The 20,333-nt window shown below is 66.2% G+C and carries 13 protein-coding genes; 2 read left to right on the top strand and 11 right to left on the bottom strand.

Annotation, left to right across the window (positions count from 1 at the left end):
• Window positions 1–251: 251 nt before the first annotated feature.
• Genes EO170_RS08195 through EO170_RS08185 form a run of 3 tightly spaced genes read right to left on the bottom strand, consistent with a single transcriptional unit; the run spans window position 252 to window position 5,322 of the window.
• Window positions 252–1,631 carry a metallophosphoesterase family protein gene (locus EO170_RS08195; protein WP_126943920.1) on the bottom strand — a complete coding sequence of 460 codons (1,380 nt, stop codon included), beginning with the start codon at window positions 1,629–1,631 and terminating at the stop codon, window positions 252–254.
• A complete protein-coding gene (locus tag EO170_RS08190) occupies window positions 1,628–2,716 on the bottom strand; it encodes a phytase (RefSeq protein ID WP_164740970.1) in 1,089 nt (362 codons plus the stop codon). Before EO170_RS08190 ends, EO170_RS08195 begins: the two co-directional genes overlap by 4 nt.
• A gap of 44 nt (window positions 2,717–2,760) precedes the next feature.
• On the bottom strand, window positions 2,761–5,322 hold the full coding sequence (locus tag EO170_RS08185; RefSeq protein ID WP_164740960.1) for a TonB-dependent receptor: 2,562 nt from the start codon (window positions 5,320–5,322) through the stop codon (window positions 2,761–2,763).
• A 151-nt stretch (window positions 5,323–5,473) separates the two neighbouring features.
• Between EO170_RS08185 and upp the strand changes: the two genes are divergently transcribed.
• On the top strand, window positions 5,474–6,106 hold the full coding sequence (gene upp / locus EO170_RS08180) for a uracil phosphoribosyltransferase (RefSeq protein WP_024940024.1): 633 nt from the start codon (window positions 5,474–5,476) through the stop codon (window positions 6,104–6,106).
• A 235-nt stretch (window positions 6,107–6,341) separates the two neighbouring features.
• Here the strand turns inward: upp and EO170_RS08175 are convergent, their stop codons facing one another.
• The 6 genes from EO170_RS08175 to rsmD all read right to left on the bottom strand — a co-directional run bounded on the left by EO170_RS08175 (window position 6,342) and on the right by rsmD (window position 12,424).
• Window positions 6,342–8,111 carry a glycoside hydrolase family 9 protein gene (locus tag EO170_RS08175; protein ID WP_126943914.1) on the bottom strand — a complete coding sequence of 590 codons (1,770 nt, stop codon included), beginning with the start codon at window positions 8,109–8,111 and terminating at the stop codon, window positions 6,342–6,344.
• Between the two features lie 285 nt (window positions 8,112–8,396).
• Window positions 8,397–10,175 (bottom strand): gamma-glutamyltransferase, encoded by a 1,779-nt coding sequence (gene ggt, locus EO170_RS08170; RefSeq protein WP_126943911.1) that lies wholly within the window; start codon window positions 10,173–10,175, stop codon window positions 8,397–8,399.
• Window positions 10,172–10,456 (bottom strand): YfhL family 4Fe-4S dicluster ferredoxin, encoded by a 285-nt coding sequence (locus tag EO170_RS08165; RefSeq protein WP_003489796.1) that lies wholly within the window; start codon window positions 10,454–10,456, stop codon window positions 10,172–10,174. The genes ggt and EO170_RS08165 overlap by 4 nt, the downstream gene beginning before the upstream one ends.
• Window positions 10,457–10,686: 230 nt before the next feature.
• A complete protein-coding gene (locus tag EO170_RS08160) occupies window positions 10,687–11,184 on the bottom strand; it encodes a hypothetical protein (RefSeq protein WP_039516474.1) in 498 nt (165 codons plus the stop codon).
• A gap of 47 nt (window positions 11,185–11,231) precedes the next feature.
• Entirely contained in the window at window positions 11,232–11,738 is a 507-nt protein-coding gene (gene coaD / locus EO170_RS08155) for a pantetheine-phosphate adenylyltransferase (protein WP_126943908.1), read from the bottom strand.
• A complete protein-coding gene (gene rsmD / locus EO170_RS08150; RefSeq protein ID WP_206513989.1) occupies window positions 11,735–12,424 on the bottom strand; it encodes a 16S rRNA (guanine(966)-N(2))-methyltransferase RsmD in 690 nt (229 codons plus the stop codon). Before rsmD ends, coaD begins: the two co-directional genes overlap by 4 nt.
• Window positions 12,425–12,595: 171 nt before the next feature.
• On the opposite strand from rsmD, the gene htpG reads away from it, so the two are divergent.
• On the top strand, window positions 12,596–14,500 hold the full coding sequence (gene htpG, locus EO170_RS08145; RefSeq protein ID WP_104647945.1) for a molecular chaperone HtpG: 1,905 nt from the start codon (window positions 12,596–12,598) through the stop codon (window positions 14,498–14,500).
• A 329-nt stretch (window positions 14,501–14,829) separates the two neighbouring features.
• Here htpG and EO170_RS08140 read toward each other — a convergent pair whose 3' ends face one another.
• A complete protein-coding gene (locus EO170_RS08140) occupies window positions 14,830–17,205 on the bottom strand; it encodes a glycoside hydrolase family 127 protein (protein ID WP_126943902.1) in 2,376 nt (791 codons plus the stop codon).
• A gap of 142 nt (window positions 17,206–17,347) precedes the next feature.
• Complete coding sequence (locus EO170_RS08135; protein ID WP_126943899.1) at window positions 17,348–20,245, bottom strand: TonB-dependent receptor; 2,898 nt, start codon at window positions 20,243–20,245, stop codon at window positions 17,348–17,350.
• Window positions 20,246–20,333 lie beyond the last annotated feature (88 nt).

Genomic DNA, 20,333 nt, shown 5'->3' with positions numbered 1-20,333 from the left:
ATCATGGGGGCTTCTCGGGGGCTGGGGGAGGCAGAACCTCCACCGAAGCACCCGCGTCGAAGCCGGCTACCCGGGTGGAGACCCGGTCGGCCCTAACAGTAGTCCCATTATTAGTGTGACGTAATTCACAATTTTAAATGGTTACGCTTACCGTCGATGTGCAAAATCAATGCAGCACCGAAGTTTGCTCACCGGGTCGTCATCCGAAACGGCAGCCTCATCCAGACCAGCTCGCCTGCGCCGCGTTCCCATCATTCCCAGCATCTGTCGGTGCGTCCTTTCAGAGTCGCACTGCGCGGGCAATCGCGTGGGGCGATGCGTCCGGCCTCTTTCTCCACCAGTCGCTTGCCGCCATCGCTGCCGCGCTCCAGTTCGAACGCATCGTAGAGACGCCCGGTGGCGGTGCGCGACTCGTAACGCAAGGTGTGGGTGTCGATGCGAAGCACCTGGTAGAGCTGGGTGTCCTCGCCGACCGGACGCATGGTCTTGCGCGCCATGTCCGAGAGCCGGTACTGCTTGGGCCCGGCCACCGAGACCACGAAGACCGGCGTGGCCTGCCCTGCCGTATCGCCGCGCCGGCCGTAGGTGTGGTCGTGGCCCTGCAGCACCAGATCGACCTTGTGGCGGCGGATCACCGGCAGCACCTGCTCGACCAGTTTCTCGTTCTGGCGATCGGCGCGCGGGGAAAAGAACGGCTGATGGATCAGCACGATCGACCACGGATGCGGGTTGTCGGCCAGTACCTTGTCCAGCCACTGCGCCTGTGCCGGGCCGGTGCCCAGATCCAGAACGGAGGTGCCATCGAGCACGGCGATGCGCACGCCCTGATAGTCGAACCAGTAGCTGGTGCGTGCGGTGGCCGACGGCCCGTTACGCGGCAGCGCGAAGGTCACCGGCCAATGCGTGCCAAGCGTGCGCGTGGCCTGCGGGGTGTCCTCGCCCTCTTCGTGATACTCGTGATTGCCCGGCGCCGGCGCCACCGCGGCGCCTTCCAGCAGCCAGCGCCCGGCGTCGAACCACTCGGCCCATTCGTTGTCGTCCTGGCCGTCCTTGCCGCTGACCAGGTCACCGGCGAACAGCGCCAGCCGCGCATCCGGTGCCGAGCGCCAGGCCTGGCGGATCACCCGCGAGACCAGGCTGAGGTTCTTGTTCTGGGTGTCGCCGAAATACAGCAGCGTCAGCGGCGTATCCGCGGTGGCGGCTGTGCGGAAATGATTCCACGCCCCCCAGGTGTGGTTGCCCTGCACGCGGTAGGCATACAGCGTGTCCGGCGTCAGCCCGTCGATATCGGCGCGGTGGTGATGCGAGCTGCCGTTTTCGCTGGTCAGCGTGGTGGTGCTGGCGCGGATGCGGCGCGGCGTGCCCACATCGGGCGAGTCGCCGGCAACCACCAGTTCCAGCCACGGCTGGTCGACGCTGGTATCGGTACGCCAGGCCACCGCGAAACCGGTCGCCGCCGCCTGCGCGGGCGTGGCGACGATGCGGTCCGGAAAGCCGTCGGCAACATAGTGGGTGGAGCCGGCCGGCACCTGGGTGTTGGGTTCGGCCGCGCGCTCGGCGGCGAACGATCCAGTGCCCGTCATCGCCACCAGCAACAGCGCGCAAGACAGCACCGCACGTGCGGCGATCATGGCGCGCATTCTTTCAAACGCAGCGTGCGCGCGATATCGCGCCAGTCGAAGGCCGCCACCGCCTGGTCGTCGTGCAAGGCGTAGAACACCCCGCCCGGAAAGCGCGCATCGCCACGTTGATCCAGCCACACGCCGTCGGTGTTGGCGGTCACCCGGCCGGCGAAGGCACCGACATGCGCCAGGCTCTGGCGGTCGAACACCTGGAACACGCTGCGGTCCTTGAACTGATCGGTGGCGATCCAGTAACCGCTACCGTCCTTGCATGCAAACAGCGTCATGCCTTCGGCCTGCGCCTTGAACAGGCCGCTGCCGACATTGCGCCCGCGGTAGCGTCCGTCCATCCCGTATTCGCGCAACTGCGTGCCCACGGCGACATCTTCTTCGGCAATCATCAGGCGCGCATGCGATTCGTCGCCGAACACCGACTCGGCGATCCGTATCGCGCCCGCCTCGCTGGTATCGCCGAAGCTCTGGGTCAGGCGCGCTTGCCAGCCCTGCCCCGCGTTGTTCACCTGATAGCGACGGAAACGCTGACCGAGTTCGGCCAGCGGCGGCGGCTGGTCCTTGTTGGCCGGCGACATGTAGTTGTCGCTGACCACCACCTCGTAGCCGCCGTCGTGCTTGCGCACCCACAGGCCATAGGGCTCGCGCAATTCGTCCTGGCCGAAGCTGGTCAACGGCTTGAAATCCGGCAGCGAAAATACCTGCACGCGGCGGTTGTCGCGCTCGACCACGAACACCAGATCGTCGACGACCGAAATCCCGTTTGGCCGATCCAGTTTGCCCAGGGCCTTGCCCTTGCCGCCGACCACGCGCAGGCGCTTGCCGCTATCGCCATCGAACACCACCAGCGCATGCGTGGCCTTGGCGGTGGCGATCAACCAGCGGCTGCCATCGGGCGCACTCCAGCTGGCCGGCGAATCCAGGTTGTCGGCCGGGGTCAGCGCGGTGATGAAGGCTTCCGGCACCACTTCGTGCGCCACCCTGGCCTCGCTGAGCAAGGGGTCCTTCAGCAGCGCCTCGTCGGCTTCGCGGTCGGCCGGTGCGCTGGCGCAGGCGGTCAGCGCCAGCGCGCCGGCGAGCAGTGTGGTGTGGAGTAACGTGGTGTGGAGCCGCGTGCGCGTTGCGATCACAGTGCCACCTTCAGGCCGAGCGCATAGGTGCGGCCGTATTCCTCGTTCTGCAGCGTGCGCGAGGGCACGCCTTGGTACAGCTCCAGCGGTTCGTCCAGCAGGTTCTGCGCCTCCAGATACAGGCTGACGTGGCTGTTGAATTGGTAGTTCATGCTGAAATCCAGCTGGGTGTGCGGGGCGACGTAGATATCGTACGCGCGGCTTTGGCCGATGGTGTCCAGGTACTCGCTGCGATACACCGCCGCAACGCGTGCACTGAAGCCGTATTTTTCATACCCCAGATGCCCGCTGTAGATGCGCTTGGACGAGCGCGGCAAGGTGAAGTCGTCGCCGGCGCGATCGCTCAGGCCGGGATTGAAATCGCTGTCCAGCACGGTGGCGCTGGCGCCGACCAGCAGGCCATTCCAGCCCTCGGGCAGGAAGTCCAGCGCCTGCTGCCAATTGAATTCGGCGCCGCGCACCTTTGCGGTGTCGCCGTTGATCGAGCGCGTCACCTGCAGGTTGGGGAACTCGGCATCGTTGGTGCTGATGGTCTGCACGATGTAGTCGTCGATCGACTTGTTGAACACGCTCAGCGAGATCAGGCCGGTGCTGCCGATGTATTTTTCGAACGACAGATCCAGATTCTTTGAGCGATACGGATTGAGATCGGGATTGCCCAGGCTCACCTCTTCGTCGCCGCGATTGATGCTCACGCGCGGGGAGACATCGCCGAACGCAGGCCGCGACAAGGTCTTGTTGGCCGCGAACCGCAGCACCCAGTCGTTGCCGGTGTCGTAACGCAGATGCAGGCCCGGCAGCACATTGGTGTAGCTGCTGGAGGCTTCGCGCGGCGTCACCGTGGCGGTGCGGCCGTTCTCGGCCACGTCGACCTGGTTGCCGGTGGCGTCGAACTGGGTGTTCTCCACCCGCACGCCGGCGATCATGCGCAGCGCACCGATGTCCCAGGTGCCCATCGCATAGGTGGCGAACACATCTTCGGTGGCCCTGTAGTCGTCCTGCAGCGAGACCTGCAGGTTGCTGCCCACATCCTGCGGACGTGCGCTGTACAGAGTGCCGGAGGTGTTCCAGTAACGGCGCATGCCGTCCGAGCCGATGCTTTCGCCCAGCGTGCCGCCGCGGTGTTCCGGTGCGGCGGTGGTCCAGTCGCTCAGATCGATCGCCGGGCCACGACGCAGCTCGTTTTCGTCCACGTTGACATCGCGCTCGCGCCAGCGGCCGAGCACGCCCATCTTCAGGCTGGAATGCTCGCCATCGAAGCGCACGTTGACCTGCGCGCTGCGCTCGCTGTCGTCCACCCGCTTGGGCGCCAGCACGAAGCGGTCGAATACGAAGTCGTCGTTGCGCTGCCAGCCGTTGTCGGAGAACCCCAGGCGCGGAATGCCGCTGTTCTGATCGACCGTGGCCGACAGATCGTCGCCGGCGTAGTTGAAGCGCGCTTCCATCTCATCGTTCACGCGCTCGGTGGTCTTGGTGTAACCCAGCTTGTAGTCCACCGTGGCCGCGCTCAGACGGTTTTCACCACCCACGCTCAAGGCCATGGTGTCTTCCTTCTTGGTGCGGTAGCGCACGCGCTTGGAAATGGAATCGGCCGGCAGGTCGGCCACGGCGTAGGTGCCATCGCCATTGGCGCTGACCTGCCCGTCGGCCAGGCCGAAGATGGTGCGCTGGCGCGTTTCGGCATCGTCGAAGCGGCTGTAGAGCGTACGCAGGTAATAGCGGTTGTCGGCGTCCGGGCGCCAGTCCAGGTTGAGGTTGGCGCCCATGCGGGTACGCTCGATGAAGTACTTGCGGCGCTGCACTTCACCGGCGAACAGATCGTCGGCCGCACCGCCGTCGAAGCTGTCGTAGGCCACTTCGGTGTTGTCCGATTCGAATTCGCGGTCCTGGTAGTTCACACCCACTGCGACGCCGAACGTGCCGTCGAAGATGTCGCTGTAGTTGAACGCGCCCTTGGGGCTGGTCTTGCCCGACAACGACTGGTGGCTGCCTTCGATCGAGCCGCGCAGCGTGCGGCCATCGCGATCGAAGGCAGAGGTGGACTCGACCTGGATCGCACCGCCGATGGAATCGCCCGGCATGTCCGGGGTCGGCGACTTGACCACTTTCAGGCGCTCGGTGGAGTCGGAGGGAATCACGTCCAGCGGCGCCGAGCGCGTGCCGTCTTCCGGCGTGCCCATGGTCATGCCGTCGATGGTGACGCTGTTGAGCGCCGAATCCAGGCCGCGGATGACCACGAAGCGCCCTTCGCCCTGGTCGCGGGTGACGCTGACGCCGGGCAGGCGCTGCAAGGATTCTGCAACATTCTTGTCGGGATACCGGCCCAGCGCATCGGAGGCGACCGCATCCTGGATCGCATCGGAACCCCGCTTGAGATCGACCGCGCGCACCTGCGATTCCACCTGCGGGCGCACTTCCAGCCGCTCCAGGTCGATGGCTGCCGCACCGGAGGCGCCGGTTGCCGCTGCTGCACCCTCGGCCGCCTGCGCAAGCGGGCTCCACGTGGCCGCCGCCAACGTCAGCGTGATCGCGAGGCACAGCGGAGTCTTGTTCAACACGGGTGCTTCCCCAATCGGTTAAGAATGGGTGGGCACACTATGTCTACGACGTTTCACTGACATGACATCTGCAAGCACGATCACGCCCAATGTGTGGCGACGCTGCCGCTGGCTGCGGCACACTGTGGGTCTCTCCCGCCTGTCGCTGCCCATGAAAATCGTCGAAGTCCGTCACCCCCTCGTCCAGCACAAGATCGGCCTGCTGCGCGATGCCGCCTTGAGCACCAAGGGCTTCCGCGAACTGGTCACCGAGCTGGGCACGCTGCTGGCCTACGAGGCCACCGCCAATCTGGATACCGAATCGCACGTGCAACCCGGCTGGGCCGGCCCGGTGACCGTGCAGCGGATTGCCGGCGCGAAAATCACCCTGGTACCGATCCTGCGTGCAGGCCTGGGCATGTTGCCCGGCGTGCTGGCGCTGATCCCGGCCGCGCGCGTGAGCGTGGTCGGCCTGCAACGCGACGAAGAAACCCTGCAGCCGGTGCCCTACTTCGAACGCCTCACCGGCCGCCTGGAAGAACGCGACGCACTGATCCTGGACCCGATGCTGGCCACCGGCGGCACGCTCATCGCCACCATCGACATGCTCAAGCGCGCCGGCGCGCGGCGGATCAAGGGCATCTTTTTAGTGGCCGCACCGGAAGGCTTGAAAGCCTTGGAAGCCGTGCATCCGGATGTGGAGGTCTACACCGCCGCGATCGACGACCACCTCAACGACAAGGGCTACATCCTGCCCGGCCTGGGCGATGCCGGCGACCGGATCTTCGGCACGCGGGTGGAGTGAGTGTCTGAAGCGACCAAATCAAAAGCTGATGCGCGCTGGACGATTGCCGATCACGCTGGAGCAGCGCTGGTGAGGTAATCGGCGGATTGAAGCCCCTCTCCCCACGGGAGAAGGGTTGGGGTGAGGGTACGGTGTGTCGGTGTTGCTGCCGCTGCCGCACCCTCATCCGGCGCTGCGCGCCGCCTTCTCCCGATGGGAGAAGGGAAAATCGCGCTGCCGCCTGGAGCCCGCCGCCTCAGCGCGTGGACGCTTCGATCGCCGCGCTCACATACACCAGCGGCGCGTTCCAGTTGATTGCCACCTCGTTGCTGGCATAACTGCAGGTGTCGTCCAGGTACGACAGCGCCGGCAGCCTGGAGGGATAGGCCACCTTGCAGTCCTTGGCGTCCTGCTGGCCCGGTTGCGGGCCGCCAGCCAGCCAGCCCGGCGCCGGCGCGTCGATGCCGTCGGCTTCGGAGGGGCGATGGTGGATATGCAGCGGGCTGCGCAACCCGACCCCGGTGACGAACGACATCCCCAACGGATTGCGCCCCAGGATGTAGTCCAGCTGCGATTGCGCGGCATCCAGATACGGCCGCTGCCCGGTCAACCGATAGCCCTGCATCAACATCATCGCGCGGTTGAGCACGACTGCATTACTGCCCCACACAAAATCGGTGTCGGTCATCGCCAGACGCCAGGGCGAGGCCTGCCACTGTTCGGCAAGCCGCTGTGCCAGACCGGTGATCTCACGGGTGATGCGTGCGCGATCGGCATGCGGAGTGAGCTGGTCGCGATGTTCGGCCAGGGACATCCAGGCCAGGCCGCCGACGTTGCTCCAGCCCGGCACGCTGGCCGGCACGTTGCGCGCCATCATTGCGTCATAGAAGCCATCCTCGCGCGTGCTCACATACAGCTCGGCCGCGGCCCAGGCGAATTCGTCGTCCACCTGCGCGTCGTCGTAGCCGCCGGTGCGCACATCGTCGGGCTGGCGATAGATCACATCCGGATGCTGCTGCGCCCACGCCCAGGCGCTGCGCGCGGCCTTCAACATGCGTGCCGACGCGCCCGGATACTGCGCGTCGAACGGCGCGTAGACGCGGCTGGCGGCAGCCATCACCGCGGCAAAATCCAGCGTGGCGGCAGTGGCCTTCATCACCACGTAGCGTTGCTGCCTGGCCTGGTCCGGCATCACCAGCCCATCGAACTGCTTGTCGGTGAGCTTGTGGTACACGCCGCCATCGGCCGGGTCCTGCATGGCCAGCATCCATTCCAGGTTCCACCAGGTCTCCTGCAGGATGCCGGGCACGCCGGGGGCGTCGTCGGGGATGGTCAGCGGCTGCGCCTTGAACAGCGCCGGATACTGCGCGTAGGCGGCCAGCAAGGTGTAGGTGCTGATGCCGGAATTAACGATGTACTTGTTGTAGTCACCGGCGTCGTACCAACCCTTGGGCGCACGGATCACGCTGTCGGCCGGGCGCGTGGCCGAGGCCGCAGAAGGATGGATGCGCACGTCGGTGTCCGGGTGCCCGGCCGCACGTGCATAGCGCCCGGCGAACTGCGCCGGCAGCGCGGTGCTGGCGCGATTGAAGTAGAACGCCTTGAGCGAGGCATCCACGACGGGCTGGTAGGCACCGGCCGCAATCGGGAATGGATCCGACGCCGGCAAACCGGCGATCTTCACCCGATACGTCCCTGGGGGGCGCAGCGCGGAAAAGTCGGCCACGCGTGCCTGTTGCGCCGCTGGTGCCCAGGTGGCCACCGGCGACAAGCGGCCCTCCAGTACGCGGCGGCCGTTGGCATCCTCGACCGTGAAGTGGTCTGCCGCAGCCGCAGCGGACGGCGGCAAGCCGACCACCGCCAGCTTGGCCGAGCCCGGCAGATAACCGAGTTGATTGACGTGGATCGCGGCGCCGGCAGCCGCCGCGCTGCCGGGAATGCCGGCAGTGCCGGTCGTATCGGCCGCGCAGGCGGCGATGGGCGATGCGATCACCACGGCGGTGAGCAGGGTCTGCGAAATGGTCATGCCGCGATGGTCGCCAAATCGACGCACAGCGACAAGTCCAATCCCGACATAGGACACGGCACAAAACCGTATTGCTGCGGGCAGCCAGTGACCTTCCGGCCCCCACTCAGGCCGGTGCAGGCGTGCTGCACATAGTTGCCGAGACAGGGACACGGTTCGCCGCGCCGCGTGTTCGGCGCCTGTGCCGCTGCGCCGAACCGACAGGCCAGGCCGCGCCTCAGTGCACGCCGGTTCTCATCGTTGGCCGTGTAATGCCTGCCCCGCCCACGGAGCAGGCCGTGGCACTCACCGTGCAGGTGTCGCCAGCTGGACCTGCGCCTTGCCCACCGGGTTGCGCGGGTCGCTACCGCCGGTGAGCACGTTGCTGCGCTTGTCCCACTCCACCGTCTGCAGATTGCCCCAGACATGGCTGGAACCGCGGCCGCCCTCGGCGGTGTCGCCAGGCAGCTTGAGCGCATGCCCCATCGCCTGCAGCGCCTTGGCGGTCTGCGGCGAGAACGCGTTGCTCTCGGCCTCGATCACGTCCGGCAGCCATTGGTGGTGATAGCGCGGCAAGGCACTGACCTGCTGTGCGTCCAGGCCGGCGTCGTAGCCCAGGATGCCGAGCAGCACCATGGTGATGATGCGGCTACCGCCCGGGGTGCCGATCACCGCGACCTTGTCGGCCGATTCCATGAAGGTCGGCGTCATCGAGCTGAGCATGCGCTTGCCCGGCTTGGGGGCGTTGGCCGCGTAGCCCATCACGCCGAAGGCATTGGGCGTGCCCGGCTTGAGCGCGAAGTCGTCCATCTCGTCGTTGAGCAGCACGCCGGTGCCCTTGGGGATCAGCCCCGAGCCGTACAGCAGGTTGACGGTCTGGGTGGCGCCGACGCGGTTGCCTTCGCCATCGATGATGGAAAAGTGCGTGGTCTCGTCGTCTTCCAGCGGGGTCGGATTGCCCGACAGCAGGTCGCTGGGGGTGGCCTTGTCCGGGTTGATCGTGGCGCGCAGGCCTTGCGCGTAATCCTTGCTGGTCAGCACGCGCTGCGGCACCGCGACAAAGTCCGGGTCGCCGAGGAAGAAGGTGCGGTCGCGGTAGGCGCGGCGCATCGCTTCCACCACCAGATGGGTGCGGTGCGCATCGTCGAGCGTGTCCAGCTCCCAGCCTTCCAGGATCTGCAGCATGGCGGCGAGTGCGATACCGCCGGAAGACGGCGGCGGCGCGGTGGTGATCTTCCAGCCGCGGTAATCGAACTGGATCGGCGTGCGCTGCTTGACCCGGTACCCGGCCAGCTCGGCGGCCTTCCACTGCCCGCCGGCCTGCTTGACGCCGGCCAGCAGCTTGCTGGCGGTTTCGCCCTTGTAGAAGCCGTCAAAGCCCTTGTCGCCGAGCAGCTTCAAGGTGTGCGCCAATTCGGGCTGCTTGAAGATGTCGCCTTCGGCGATGGGCTTGCCGCCGCGCAGATAGACCTCGCGCGTGCCGGGATAACGCTCCATCACCTCGCGCCGCGAGGCATAGCCCTTGGCCATGCGCGCGTACACCGGAAAACCTTCGGTGGCGATGCGGATCGCCGGTGCCAGCGACTGCTTCAGCGGCAGCCGGCCGTGCCGGGTGGCCAGCTCCACCAGCGCTGCAGGCAGCCCGGGAATCCCGGCCGACCAGGGGCCGTTGACCGAGCGGTCGCGGTCCAGCGCGCCCTGCTTGTCGAGAAACTGCGCCTCGCTGGCCGACTCGGGCGCGGTCTCGCGCGCATCCAGCATCACGTCCTTGCCGGTCTTGGCATCGTGCAACAGGAAGAAGCCGCCGCCGCCCAGGCCCGAGCTGATCGGCTCGACCACCGCCAGGGTGGACGACACCGCGATCGCCGCATCGAACGCATTGCCGCCTTCGCGCAGGATCTGCAGGCCGGCGTCGGTGGCCAGTGCGTGCCCGCTGGCGATCGCCGCACCGGGCGGATGCCCCGCCACCGGCGAGGTCGTGGCTGCTGCAGGCTTGGCGCCATCGGCAGCCCAGGCCGGCGGTGCCAGCACCAGGGCCAGCAGCAACAAGCCGCGCGAAGAGAAACGTCGGGAAAAGATGCTCACGGGGCGGGAGGCTCCTGTTCGTACAGTTCGGGGTGGTCGCGCTGCAGCTGCATGAGCTTGGCGAGCAGTTGATCGTGGGTTTCCGGTATCGCCGGATCCGGGTCGATGCATTCGACCGGGCACACCACCACGCATTGCGCTTCGTCAAAATGGCCCACGCACTCGGTGCAACGTGCCGGGTCGATCACGTAGATGGTTTCGCCCATCGAGATGGCCTGGTTCGGGCACGCCGGCTCGCAGACATCGCAGTTGACGCAGAGCTCGTTGATCTTCAGGGACATATCGGCACCACCATGCGATGCGGCGCAGCGCGATGCAACGCCAGGCGCTGGAACGCAACGTACTGCTGGAAGCGGACGCACGGGGCGTAGCGCGGTGCACAGACAACGCCATGCATGTGGCCGGCAACCGGTCCGAGCGGACCGGCCCCGACGGCGCGCGGGTCAGCAGCATGCTGCGATCCCGCACGGCGGCCGGACGCGCCCTCCCGCGCCTCCGGCCTGGTACGGCATTACTTGGCTTCAACGAAGGTGTATTCCACGCCCTTGGGCTGGACGATGCCCTGCACCCGCGCATTCTCGGCCGCATTGCCGATGAACAGCACGCGCACGCCCTTCATCGAATCGGCCGGCACGTCCTTGAACGCGGCGTCGATCAGGTCGGCCATCTTGGTCGAGGCGGACGAACCGAAGGCCAGCATGTTGCCCGGCTGCACGCCACGCGCGAGTGCGGTCTTGACGCTTTCCAGCTGACGCTCGTAGCTGCCGGCGAACTCGGCATCGGACTCCGGCGGCAAGTAATACAGGAACGGGCTGTTGGTGGTGGTGCCCAGGTTCTGGCCGACCACTTCCTGCAGGTACTTCTTCCAGCCGGCGTTGTCGTCCTTGGCCGGCGCGGTCAGCGCAGCCGGAGCGGCGGCGGCGGTCGGTGCCGGCTCTTCCTTCTTGCAGGCGGTGACGGCCAGAGCAGCGACCGAAGCGAGCACCAGCGCGCGCATTGTGTGTTTCATGAAACTCCTCCCTTTGAAAAGCATGTGGTGATGTGACTGCTAGAGAATCAGGCCTGCGCGCGGGACTCGCGCACCTGCCGCAAGGCTTCGACGACCGAAGCCGGAACGAAACCGGACACGTCCCCGCCCAGCCGCGCGATTTCGCGCACCAGCGAGGACGAGATGAAGCTGTATTGCTCGGCCGGGGTAAGGAACAGCGTCTCCACCTCCGGGATCAGATGGCGGTTCATGCTGGCCATCTGGAACTCGTATTCGAAGTCGGACACCGCGCGCAGGCCGCGCAACAGCACCCCGGCGCCCATGTCGCGCACGAAGTGGGCCAGCAGCGTGTCGAAGCCGCGCACTTCCACATTGGCGTGCACGGCCAGTGCTTCCTGAGCCAGCTCCACGCGGCGCTCAAGCGGCAAGGCCGGGCCCTTGGAGGGGCTGTAGGCCACGCCGACCACCACGCGCTCGAACAACGGCGCGGCGCGGTTCACCAGATCGATATGCCCGTTGGTGATCGGGTCGAAGGTACCGGGATAGACGGCGGTGCGGCTATTGGCCACGCTCATACGGAAACTACCGGGGTCGGATCGCCGTTCAGTGTAGCAGCGGCCCGGCGGTACAGCGCATAGCGCACCTGCTGGGTGGCGCCTTCGCGGTGCAGGTGCCAGCCGGCCGGCACCTGCGGCGGCAGCTCGGCCGGGGCTTCCAGATACAGCCAGGCATCGGCGCTCAGGTGCGCGGGCAGGCGTTCCAGCACGCTGGGCCACAGGCCGGCGGCAAACGGCGGATCGACGAACACGATGCTGGCCTGCGCCACCGGCGCGCGCTCCAGCCAGCGCAACGCGTCGTCCTGCAGCACCTGCACCTGGTCGGCCGCGTCCAGCCGGGTCACGTGCTGGCGCAAGCGCTGCGCCAGGCCGGGGTCGCGCTCGACCAGCGTCGCATGCGCCGCACCCCGCGACACCGCTTCCAGGCCCAGCGCGCCGGAGCCGGCGAACAGGTCCAGCACGCGCGCGCCGGGCAGGCGCGGCATCAGCCAGTTGAACACCGTCTCGCGGACGCGGTCGCTGCTCGGGCGCAGGCCAGGCAGGTCCGGCACCGACAATTTGGTGTTGCGCCAGCGCCCGCCGACGATGCGCACCTGCCCTTCCGCGCCGCGTGGCGCCGGCCGTGCGGGGCGGCTCATCGCTGCGCGCCGGGTGCGGGCGAACGGAGGCGGGACAGCGACGGCACGGATGGCGACATGGCTCAGGGCAGGACGGTTGGCCGGCCATGATACCGCCGCGATTGCCGCAACCGCCCTCCCCGACCGGCATCGACGCAGGCGATCTGGCGCACGCTCGCCTTGAAAAATCCCCACACGGCCTCATCCCCCAGGCCATCGGCCGCGTTGCGGCCTGGGCCACCATGGAGCACGACCCCAATGACCGTTGAAACCGACAAGCAGACGCTTGGCTTCCAGACCGAGGTCAAGCAGCTGCTGCAGCTGATGATCCATTCGTTGTACTCGAACAAGGAAATCTTCCTGCGCGAGCTGGTCTCCAATGCCGCCGACGCCGCCGACAAGCTGCGTTTCGAGGCACTGGTGAAGCCGGAGCTGCTGGAAGGCGGCGGCGAGCTGCGCATCCGCGTGGATTACGACAAGGACGCGCGCACCGTCACCATCGACGACAACGGCATCGGCATGAGCCGCGAGGACGCGGTCTCGCATCTGGGCACGATCGCCAAGTCCGGCACCGCCGACTTCCTCAAGCATCTGAGCGGCGACCAGAAGAAGGACGCCAACCTGATCGGCCAGTTCGGCGTGGGCTTCTACAGCGCCTTCATCGTCGCCGACCAGGTCGATGTCTACTCGCGTCGCGCCGGCCTGCCGGCCAACGAGGGCGTGCACTGGTCCTCGCGTGGCGAGGGCGAGTTCGAAGTGGCCAGCGTCGACAAGCCCGAGCGCGGCACCCGCATCGTGCTGCACCTGAAGGACGGCGAAGACAGCTTTGCCGACGGCTGGACGCTGCGCGGCATCCTCAAGAAGTATTCCGACCACATCGGCCTGCCGATCGAGATGCGCAAGGAGCACCACGGCGAAGCAGCCGACGCGCCGGCCGAGCCCGAATGGGAAGCGGTCAACCGCGCCAGCGCGCTATGGACGCGGCCCAAGTCCGAAATCAAGGACGAGGAGTACCAGGAGTTCTACAAGCACGTCGCCCACGATGCCGGCAACCCGCTGGCGTGGAGCCACAACAAGGTCGAAGGCAAGCTGGAGTACACCTCGCTGCTGTTCGTGCCCGGCCGCGCCCCGTTCGACCTGTATCACCGCGATTCGGCCAAGGGGTTGAAGCTGTACGTGCAGCGCGTCTTCATCATGGACCAGGCCGAGCAGTTCCTGCCGCTGTACCTGCGTTTCATCAAGGGCGTGGTGGATTCGTCCGACCTGTCGCTCAATGTGTCGCGCGAGATCCTGCAGTCCGGCCCGGTGGTCGACTCGATGAAGTCGGCGCTGACCAAGCGCTCGCTGGACATGCTGGAGAAGCTGGCAAAGGACAAGCCGGACGACTATGCGACGTTCTGGCGCAACTTCGGCCAGGCGCTGAAGGAAGGCCCGGCCGAGGATTATGCCAACCGCGAAAAGATCGCCGGCCTGCTGCGCTTTTCCTCCACGCATGACACCACTGGCGCGCAGAGTGTGGGCCTGGCCGATTACGTGAGCCGCCTGGCCGAGGGCCAGGACAAGCTGTACTACCTCACCGGCGAAAGCTATGCGCAGATCAAGGACAGCCCGCATCTGGAAGTGTTCCGCAAGAAGGGCATCGAAGTGCTGCTGCTCACCGACCGCATTGACGAATGGCTGATGAGCTACCTCACCGAATTCGACGGCAAGTCGTTCGTGGACGTGGCCCGCGGTGACCTGGACCTGGGCAAGCTGGATTCGGAGGAAGACAAGAAGGCGCAGGAAGAAGTCGCCAAGTCCAAGGAAGGCCTGGCCTCGCGCATCAAGGCCGCCCTGGGCGACGACGTGGCCGAAGTGCGCGTCTCGCACCGCCTGACCGATTCCCCGGCCATCCTCGCCATCGGCCAGGGCGACCTGGGCCTGCAGATGCGTCAGCTGCTGGAAGCCAGCGGCCAGGCCGTGCCGGAAACCAAGCCGGTATTCGAATTCAACCCGGCCCACCCGCTGATCGAAAAGCTGGATGCGGAAGCCGACATGGATCGCTTCGGCGATCTGAGCCGGGTGTTGTTCGACCAGGCCGCCTTGGCGGCCGGCGATAGCCTCAAGGACCCGGCCGGCTATGTGAAGCGGTTGAACAAGTTGTTGTTGGAGTTGTCGGCGTAAGCGTTGCGACACCTTTCGTGACACACCAGGACCGGCGCATGCGCCGGTCTTTTTTTTTGGGCCTGTCTCGTGGCGACGATTGGAAGAGCGGCGACAGCGGTATCCAACACCACACCGCCTCGGTAACGGCTCGCACTCCTCCATAACGCAGATGCACATGGGACGATGACGATAGTCTTGCCGAATGCGGCCCTAGGAAAAAATCAGTCGGACGCTTATCGGGTCCTCGTTGTCGGGATCATGGCCGGGTGCGTCGCGATGCCTGCGCGCATCATGCGCGCTCCGGCCAAAGCGCAGGCAATGTCATTGAAGACCAGCCGCGGCGGCGCTTACGCCGACTCCAGCACCCAGCACCCGAACGCCGGCCCTGCCGAATAGCCAGTCTCCGGCTCGATGCGGATCTGCAAGGTGGCGCGGCCTGCCACCGCTGCAGGCAAGGCGTAATCCACATCGACGAAGTCCAGGCCGCGGTTGCCGTCCAGGCGTTCGTTGGCGATGAGTTCGCCGTCGGCGAGGATGCGGAAGCGGCGGCGGGTTTCGTCGCCCCAATAGCGCAGGCGCAGGATGCGGGCCCGGGCGGTGTTGCGCAGGGTGAAGGCGATGAAGCCGCCGGTGCGGGCATCGCGGCCGGCGCGGCGGCGGTAGCTCAGTGCGTAGGAGCTTTCGCTGTGCAGGCCGTGGGCTTTTTCGGATGCTTCATCGCCCAGGGCGATGCGGTCCAGTGCGCGGGCGTCCAGCGCCTGTTGTTTCGCGTCTGCTGCGGCCTGTTCGGCTTGGTGCTGTTGCCATGCGGCTGTGTCGCGATGCTCCAGGTAGGGCGCGCTGCGGCGATCGAACTGGGCGTAGAACGGCGAGAAGCGCCAGTGCTGATCGCCGTCGCGGTAGTCGAACGCGGCCTGGCCTGCCACCGGCTGCAGGCGCTGCAACACCTCATCGCCGCCGATCAATGCCGGGGCCTTGCCCGACCAGGGTTTTGCCGCATCGCCCAGGTCGGCCGCCAGCACCAGCGGCCCGCGCAGCAGCGAGACCCAGGCCGGGTCGTCGGGTGTGGCTTCCAGGCGCAACGGCATCTGCAACGACAGGGTGAGCGTGTCGCCAGCGCGCCAGCGGCGGGTGATGCGCAGGTAGCCTTCGCTGACGGCCGCATCGACCGGCTGGCCGTTGAGATGCAGCAGCGGCGACTGCGCCCAGCCGGGCACGCGCAGCGCGAGCGTACGTTGCTCGGCCGGGGCGGCATCGATGCGAAGCGAGGCGCTGCCCTGCTCCGGCATCGTGCTGTGCAGGGTCATGTCCAGCCCGACGGCGTCGCGCACGCTGGAGGGCACATACAGGTTGACGTAAACGCCCTGCCCGTCCTGCCAGTAAATCGAGTCGCCAAACTGGGCATGCGCTTCCATGCCGCTGCCGACGCAGCACCAGAAATCGTCGAACGGCGACGACCAGCCGCGCGCTTCGCCGGCCAGCATCGGTGTCATGTAGGTGAACATGCCGGTGCGCGGATGCTGCTGCGCCATTACGTGGTTGAGCAGCGTGCGCTCGTAGTAGTCGAAGAACTCGGCCTGCGGGCCCCACTGGTACAGGTGCCGGGTGAGCTTGAGCATGTTGTAGCTGGCGCAGTGCTCGCAGGTCTGCTCGGTGAGAAACTTCGAGATGCTGTCCGGCTGCTGGAAGTACTCACGGTCGCCGTTGCCGCCGATCACGTAGGTATGGTGGTCGGTGACGGTGTGCCAGAAGAAGCGCGCCGCCGCGCCCGAGGCGGCATCGCCGGTGACTTCGTACTCGCGTGCCAGGCCGATCAGCTTGGGGATGTTGGTGTTGGAATGCTGGTGCACCAGCTCGTCGCGCTGGGCGATGAGTGGGTCGAGCACGGCGTGGTGGTGCAGGCGCTGCGCCAGCGCAAGCCACTGCGCATCGCCGGTACGCACATGCAGCTCGACGAAGGATTCGTTGAGGCCGCCGAATTCGCACGACAGCACCTTCTGCAGCTGGGCGTCGTCGAGTGCGGCGAAGACGCCTTGCAGATAGCCGGCCAGGCCCACCGCCACCTGCAGCGCCTGCGCATTGTCGCAATGCGCATGCACGTCGAGCAGGCCGGCAAACAGCTTGTGCCAGGTGTACAGCGGTGCCCAGCTGCCGTTGAGGTAGAACGGGGCCGGGTCGATCTTGCCGCGCTTGAGCTCATCGAACACCGCGCGGCCGCTTTCGATCTTGCCTGCGGCATTCTTGCGGGTGAAGCCGGCCACGTAACCATCGCCTGCGTGTGCCTGGCACCGCGCCAGCTCGCCCACCAGATAGGCTGCGCGTGCGCGGCATTGCGCATCGCCGGTCTGCGCATGCATCAGTGCCAGCGCGCTGAGATAGTGGCCCAGCGTATGCCCGGCGATGGTATCCGCCTCCCAGCCGCCGTATGCCTTGGCCTTGGGATCGAGCCCTGCGTAGAGTACGAAGTTGTGCAGCAGCCGGTCCGGCTGCAGCCGCATCAGATAGCGACGATTGGTCTGCAGCGCGTCCAGGAACAACGACGGCGCGAGCCGCACCTGCGCCAGCGGCACGGCGCGCACGCTGCCGGGTTGCGCGGCACTGGCCTGCGCCGGAAACCTCAGGAAACCCGCCGCAACCGCCAGGCTGCTCCAGGCCAGAAAACGGCGCCGTGACAGACTCGGCGCGTGGTCGTCGGGCAAGTTGCTTGCATGCATATCCGTCATGGGCTCAGCTTAACTCCTGTCTGCGCGCACAGACCACGCGCCATTGCGACACACACCTGCGCAACCGCGCACATCCGCGACTGCACAGACATGCGCGCGACCGATGACATCTGGCCGCACGCACCGGCGACAAACCGCCCGATCAGAACTTCACCGTGGCACGCGCCCAGTAGAACCGACCCAGCAGATCGTAGGTAGCCACATCGGTATTGGCATTGCCGACGTTGTTGGAGTAGTACAGCGGCGGCTGCTTGTTGGCGATATTGTCCACGCCCACTTCGAAACGCGTGTGCCACGGCTCGACGTTGTAGCCGAGCTGCAGGTTGTTGTAGACGTAGGCGCCGATCTTGCGCACCACCATCGGTTCGCTGGAATCGGCCGACAGGCTCTGATCCGGGTCCGAACTGCCGATGGCGGTGTGGCCGACATAGCGGATGCGCCAGGTGGCGCTCCAGTCGCCCAACGCCCAGTTCACCGTGCCCAGCGCGCGCCAGCGCGGGAAGTTGCCGTAGGCCTGGGTATAGCGGCCCACGTTGTGGATGGTGACCGAGCTGGGGTCGGTGGTGTCGGGCAGCACGTCGTAGCGGGTGAGATAGGTGCCGTTGAGCCCGGCGCTGAGATTGCCCCACGCGGTGGGCGGCGCGCGGTAAGTCAGGTTGAAGTCCATGCCCTTGGCCCACAGCTTGCCCAGGTTGACGGTGGGTTCGGCGATGTAGTTGATGGTGCCGTTGCCGTTGCGATGGATCAACGCGCAAAAGGCGCTGGCCGAATTGGCGAAACATTGATTGAGCACGGTCTGCGCCGACACCGTGGTGATGGTGTCTTCCAGATCGATGCGCCACCAGTCCGCGCTCAGCGACAGGCCGTCGATCCACTGCGGGTCGTACACCAGCCCCACGTCGTAGGACTTGCCGGTTTCCGGCTTGAGCTGGTACCCGGCCACCGCCGCGCCTGACACCTTGCCCGACACCTGGCCATCGGATTGCTGGTAGCTGCCGTCGGTGGGCACATTGGCGCAGGCCACGGTGTTGCCACCGGTGTAGCCATTGCACGGGTCGTTGACGGTGGCCGCATCGCCGGCCACGCCGGCGTACAGCTCGTTGATGTTGGGCGCGCGGAACACCTCCGACACCGTGCCGCGGATCAGCAGGTTCTCGATCGGGCGATATTCCAGCGACACCTTGCTGTTGGTCTTGCTGCCGACCGAACTGAAATCGGAAAAGCGCGTGCCCAAGGTGATGTTAAAGGCGTTGATGCCGGGCAAGTCCTTCAATAGCGGGAACAGCGCCTCGGCATAGGCTTCCTTGACGTCGAAACTGCCGGCCAGGGTGGACGAACAGAATTCGATCACCCCGCACAGGCCGTCTTCATCGCCGGTCCATAGCGGGTCCGAGGCGGTGGTCGAGCGCTCCTTACGATACGAGATGCCGGTTGCCAGGCTGACGGTGCCGGCCGGCAGATCGAACAGCGAGCCGTTGGCATTGGCCTCGAATTGCTTGACCGTGTAGACGCTGGTCACGATCGGGTTGACCACCATGCCCTGCAAGGTGGACAGGTTGGCGCTGTCGGTGAGGTTGAAGAAGTTCAGCGGTGTGCAGCCGGCAATCGCCGCGCCTGCGCTGCCGCACTTGACTGCGCCATCGCTGTCCAGGAACGACGGGCCGATGGCCTGGTTGAATGCGACATAGTCGAGAAAGCCGTTGTTGATCGACTTCTGTTTGACCTTGCCATAGTTGAAGGTGGCATCCCACTGCCAGGAGCTGTCGCCGAAGCGGCCGCGCAGGCCGGGGCTGATCTGGAAGTTGTAGGTGTTGTACTGATAGCTGCGATTGCCCAGCACGGTGGCGCGCGTGTTGAGGTCGTTGTAGGAGGTGCCGGTGCTGCGATCGGTGCCGAAGTTCACGCCGAACGGGTTGTAGTAGCTCTGCGCCGACACCAGGATGTTGTCGCCGTTGGCGAAGATCGGGATCGGCGCAATGATCGAGGCGGACTCTGTTTTGCTGAACCAGGTGTTGACGTAGCCTTCGACGTTGTCGCTGAAGCGATAGCTGCCCAGCAAGAACGCATTGGTGCGCTTTTGCGGGGTCTGCAACAGGTTGAACGGCTGGTAGTTGTAGGAGTCGGCGCTGGCGTTGTAACAGTGGAAATCGCCCGGGCCGGCATGACCGCTGACGCCGCTATTGAGGGTGACCCGCCCGCAGCCGTTGGCCTGCGCCAGCTGCGCGGACTGATCCGAGCCGTCGTTGAAATTCACGGTACCGGTCGGCGTTGCGGACGAGCCCTGCTTCACCGGTTGCCCGTTGGTCAGTGCGAGCGCGTCCCTGGAATAGTCGCGCGCCGCTGCCGAGACCGGATCGATATTGTGATACGACAGGCCGCCGATCAGGCTGCCGCGCTCCCAGGTCTTGCCGGTGGTCAGGGTGAAGTTGCGTCGATTGCCATCGCCTTCGCTGCTGGTGCCGAAGTCGCTGCTGAACTGCACACCGTCGAACTGGCTGCGCAGGATGAAATTGACCACACCGCCGATGGCGTCGGAGCCATAAACCGCAGAGGCACCGTCGCTGAGCACTTCGATGCGCTCGATCATGCTGGACGGAATCGCGTTGACGTCGTTGTAGGCCAGACGAATACCGTTGACCAGCACCAGCGTGCGTTTGTCGCCCAGGCCGCGCAGCGAAATGGCCGACGCACCGGTGCCGCCGCCGTTGTTGGTGTAAGGATTCGTGGCGTTGCCAGCGATCGATGGCAGCTCCTGCAGCAGGTCGCCGACCGTGGCCTTGCCGGTGGCGGCGATCTGTTCCTGGCTGACCGTGACCACCGGGTTGGCGGTTTCGGTATCCACGCGGCGCAGACGCGAGCCGGTAACGACCACGCTATCCAGCGTTTGTGGCGCATCAGCGCTGTTGCCTGCCTGCTGCGCAGACACGGGAGCGGCGGCGCCCGCAGAGAGCGCCAGCAGCAGTGCGGAGCTGAGCATGCTCGGCAGCGGGCGCGTGGTCGTGCCGGTGGTCCGGGAGAGAGGCAACAGCAACATCGGCATGCAGGGCTCCTGAGTCGTATGGCAGACAAACGATGGGCAACACACGCCCGTGCCGGCGGACACCAGCGCAGGGCAAGATGGATGGCAG

Source organism: Xanthomonas sp. BRIP62409 (genome assembly GCF_003992965.1).
Classification (GTDB): domain Bacteria; phylum Pseudomonadota; class Gammaproteobacteria; order Xanthomonadales; family Xanthomonadaceae; genus Xanthomonas; species Xanthomonas euroxanthea.
This window is presented reverse-complemented; position numbering and strand designations above follow the sequence as displayed.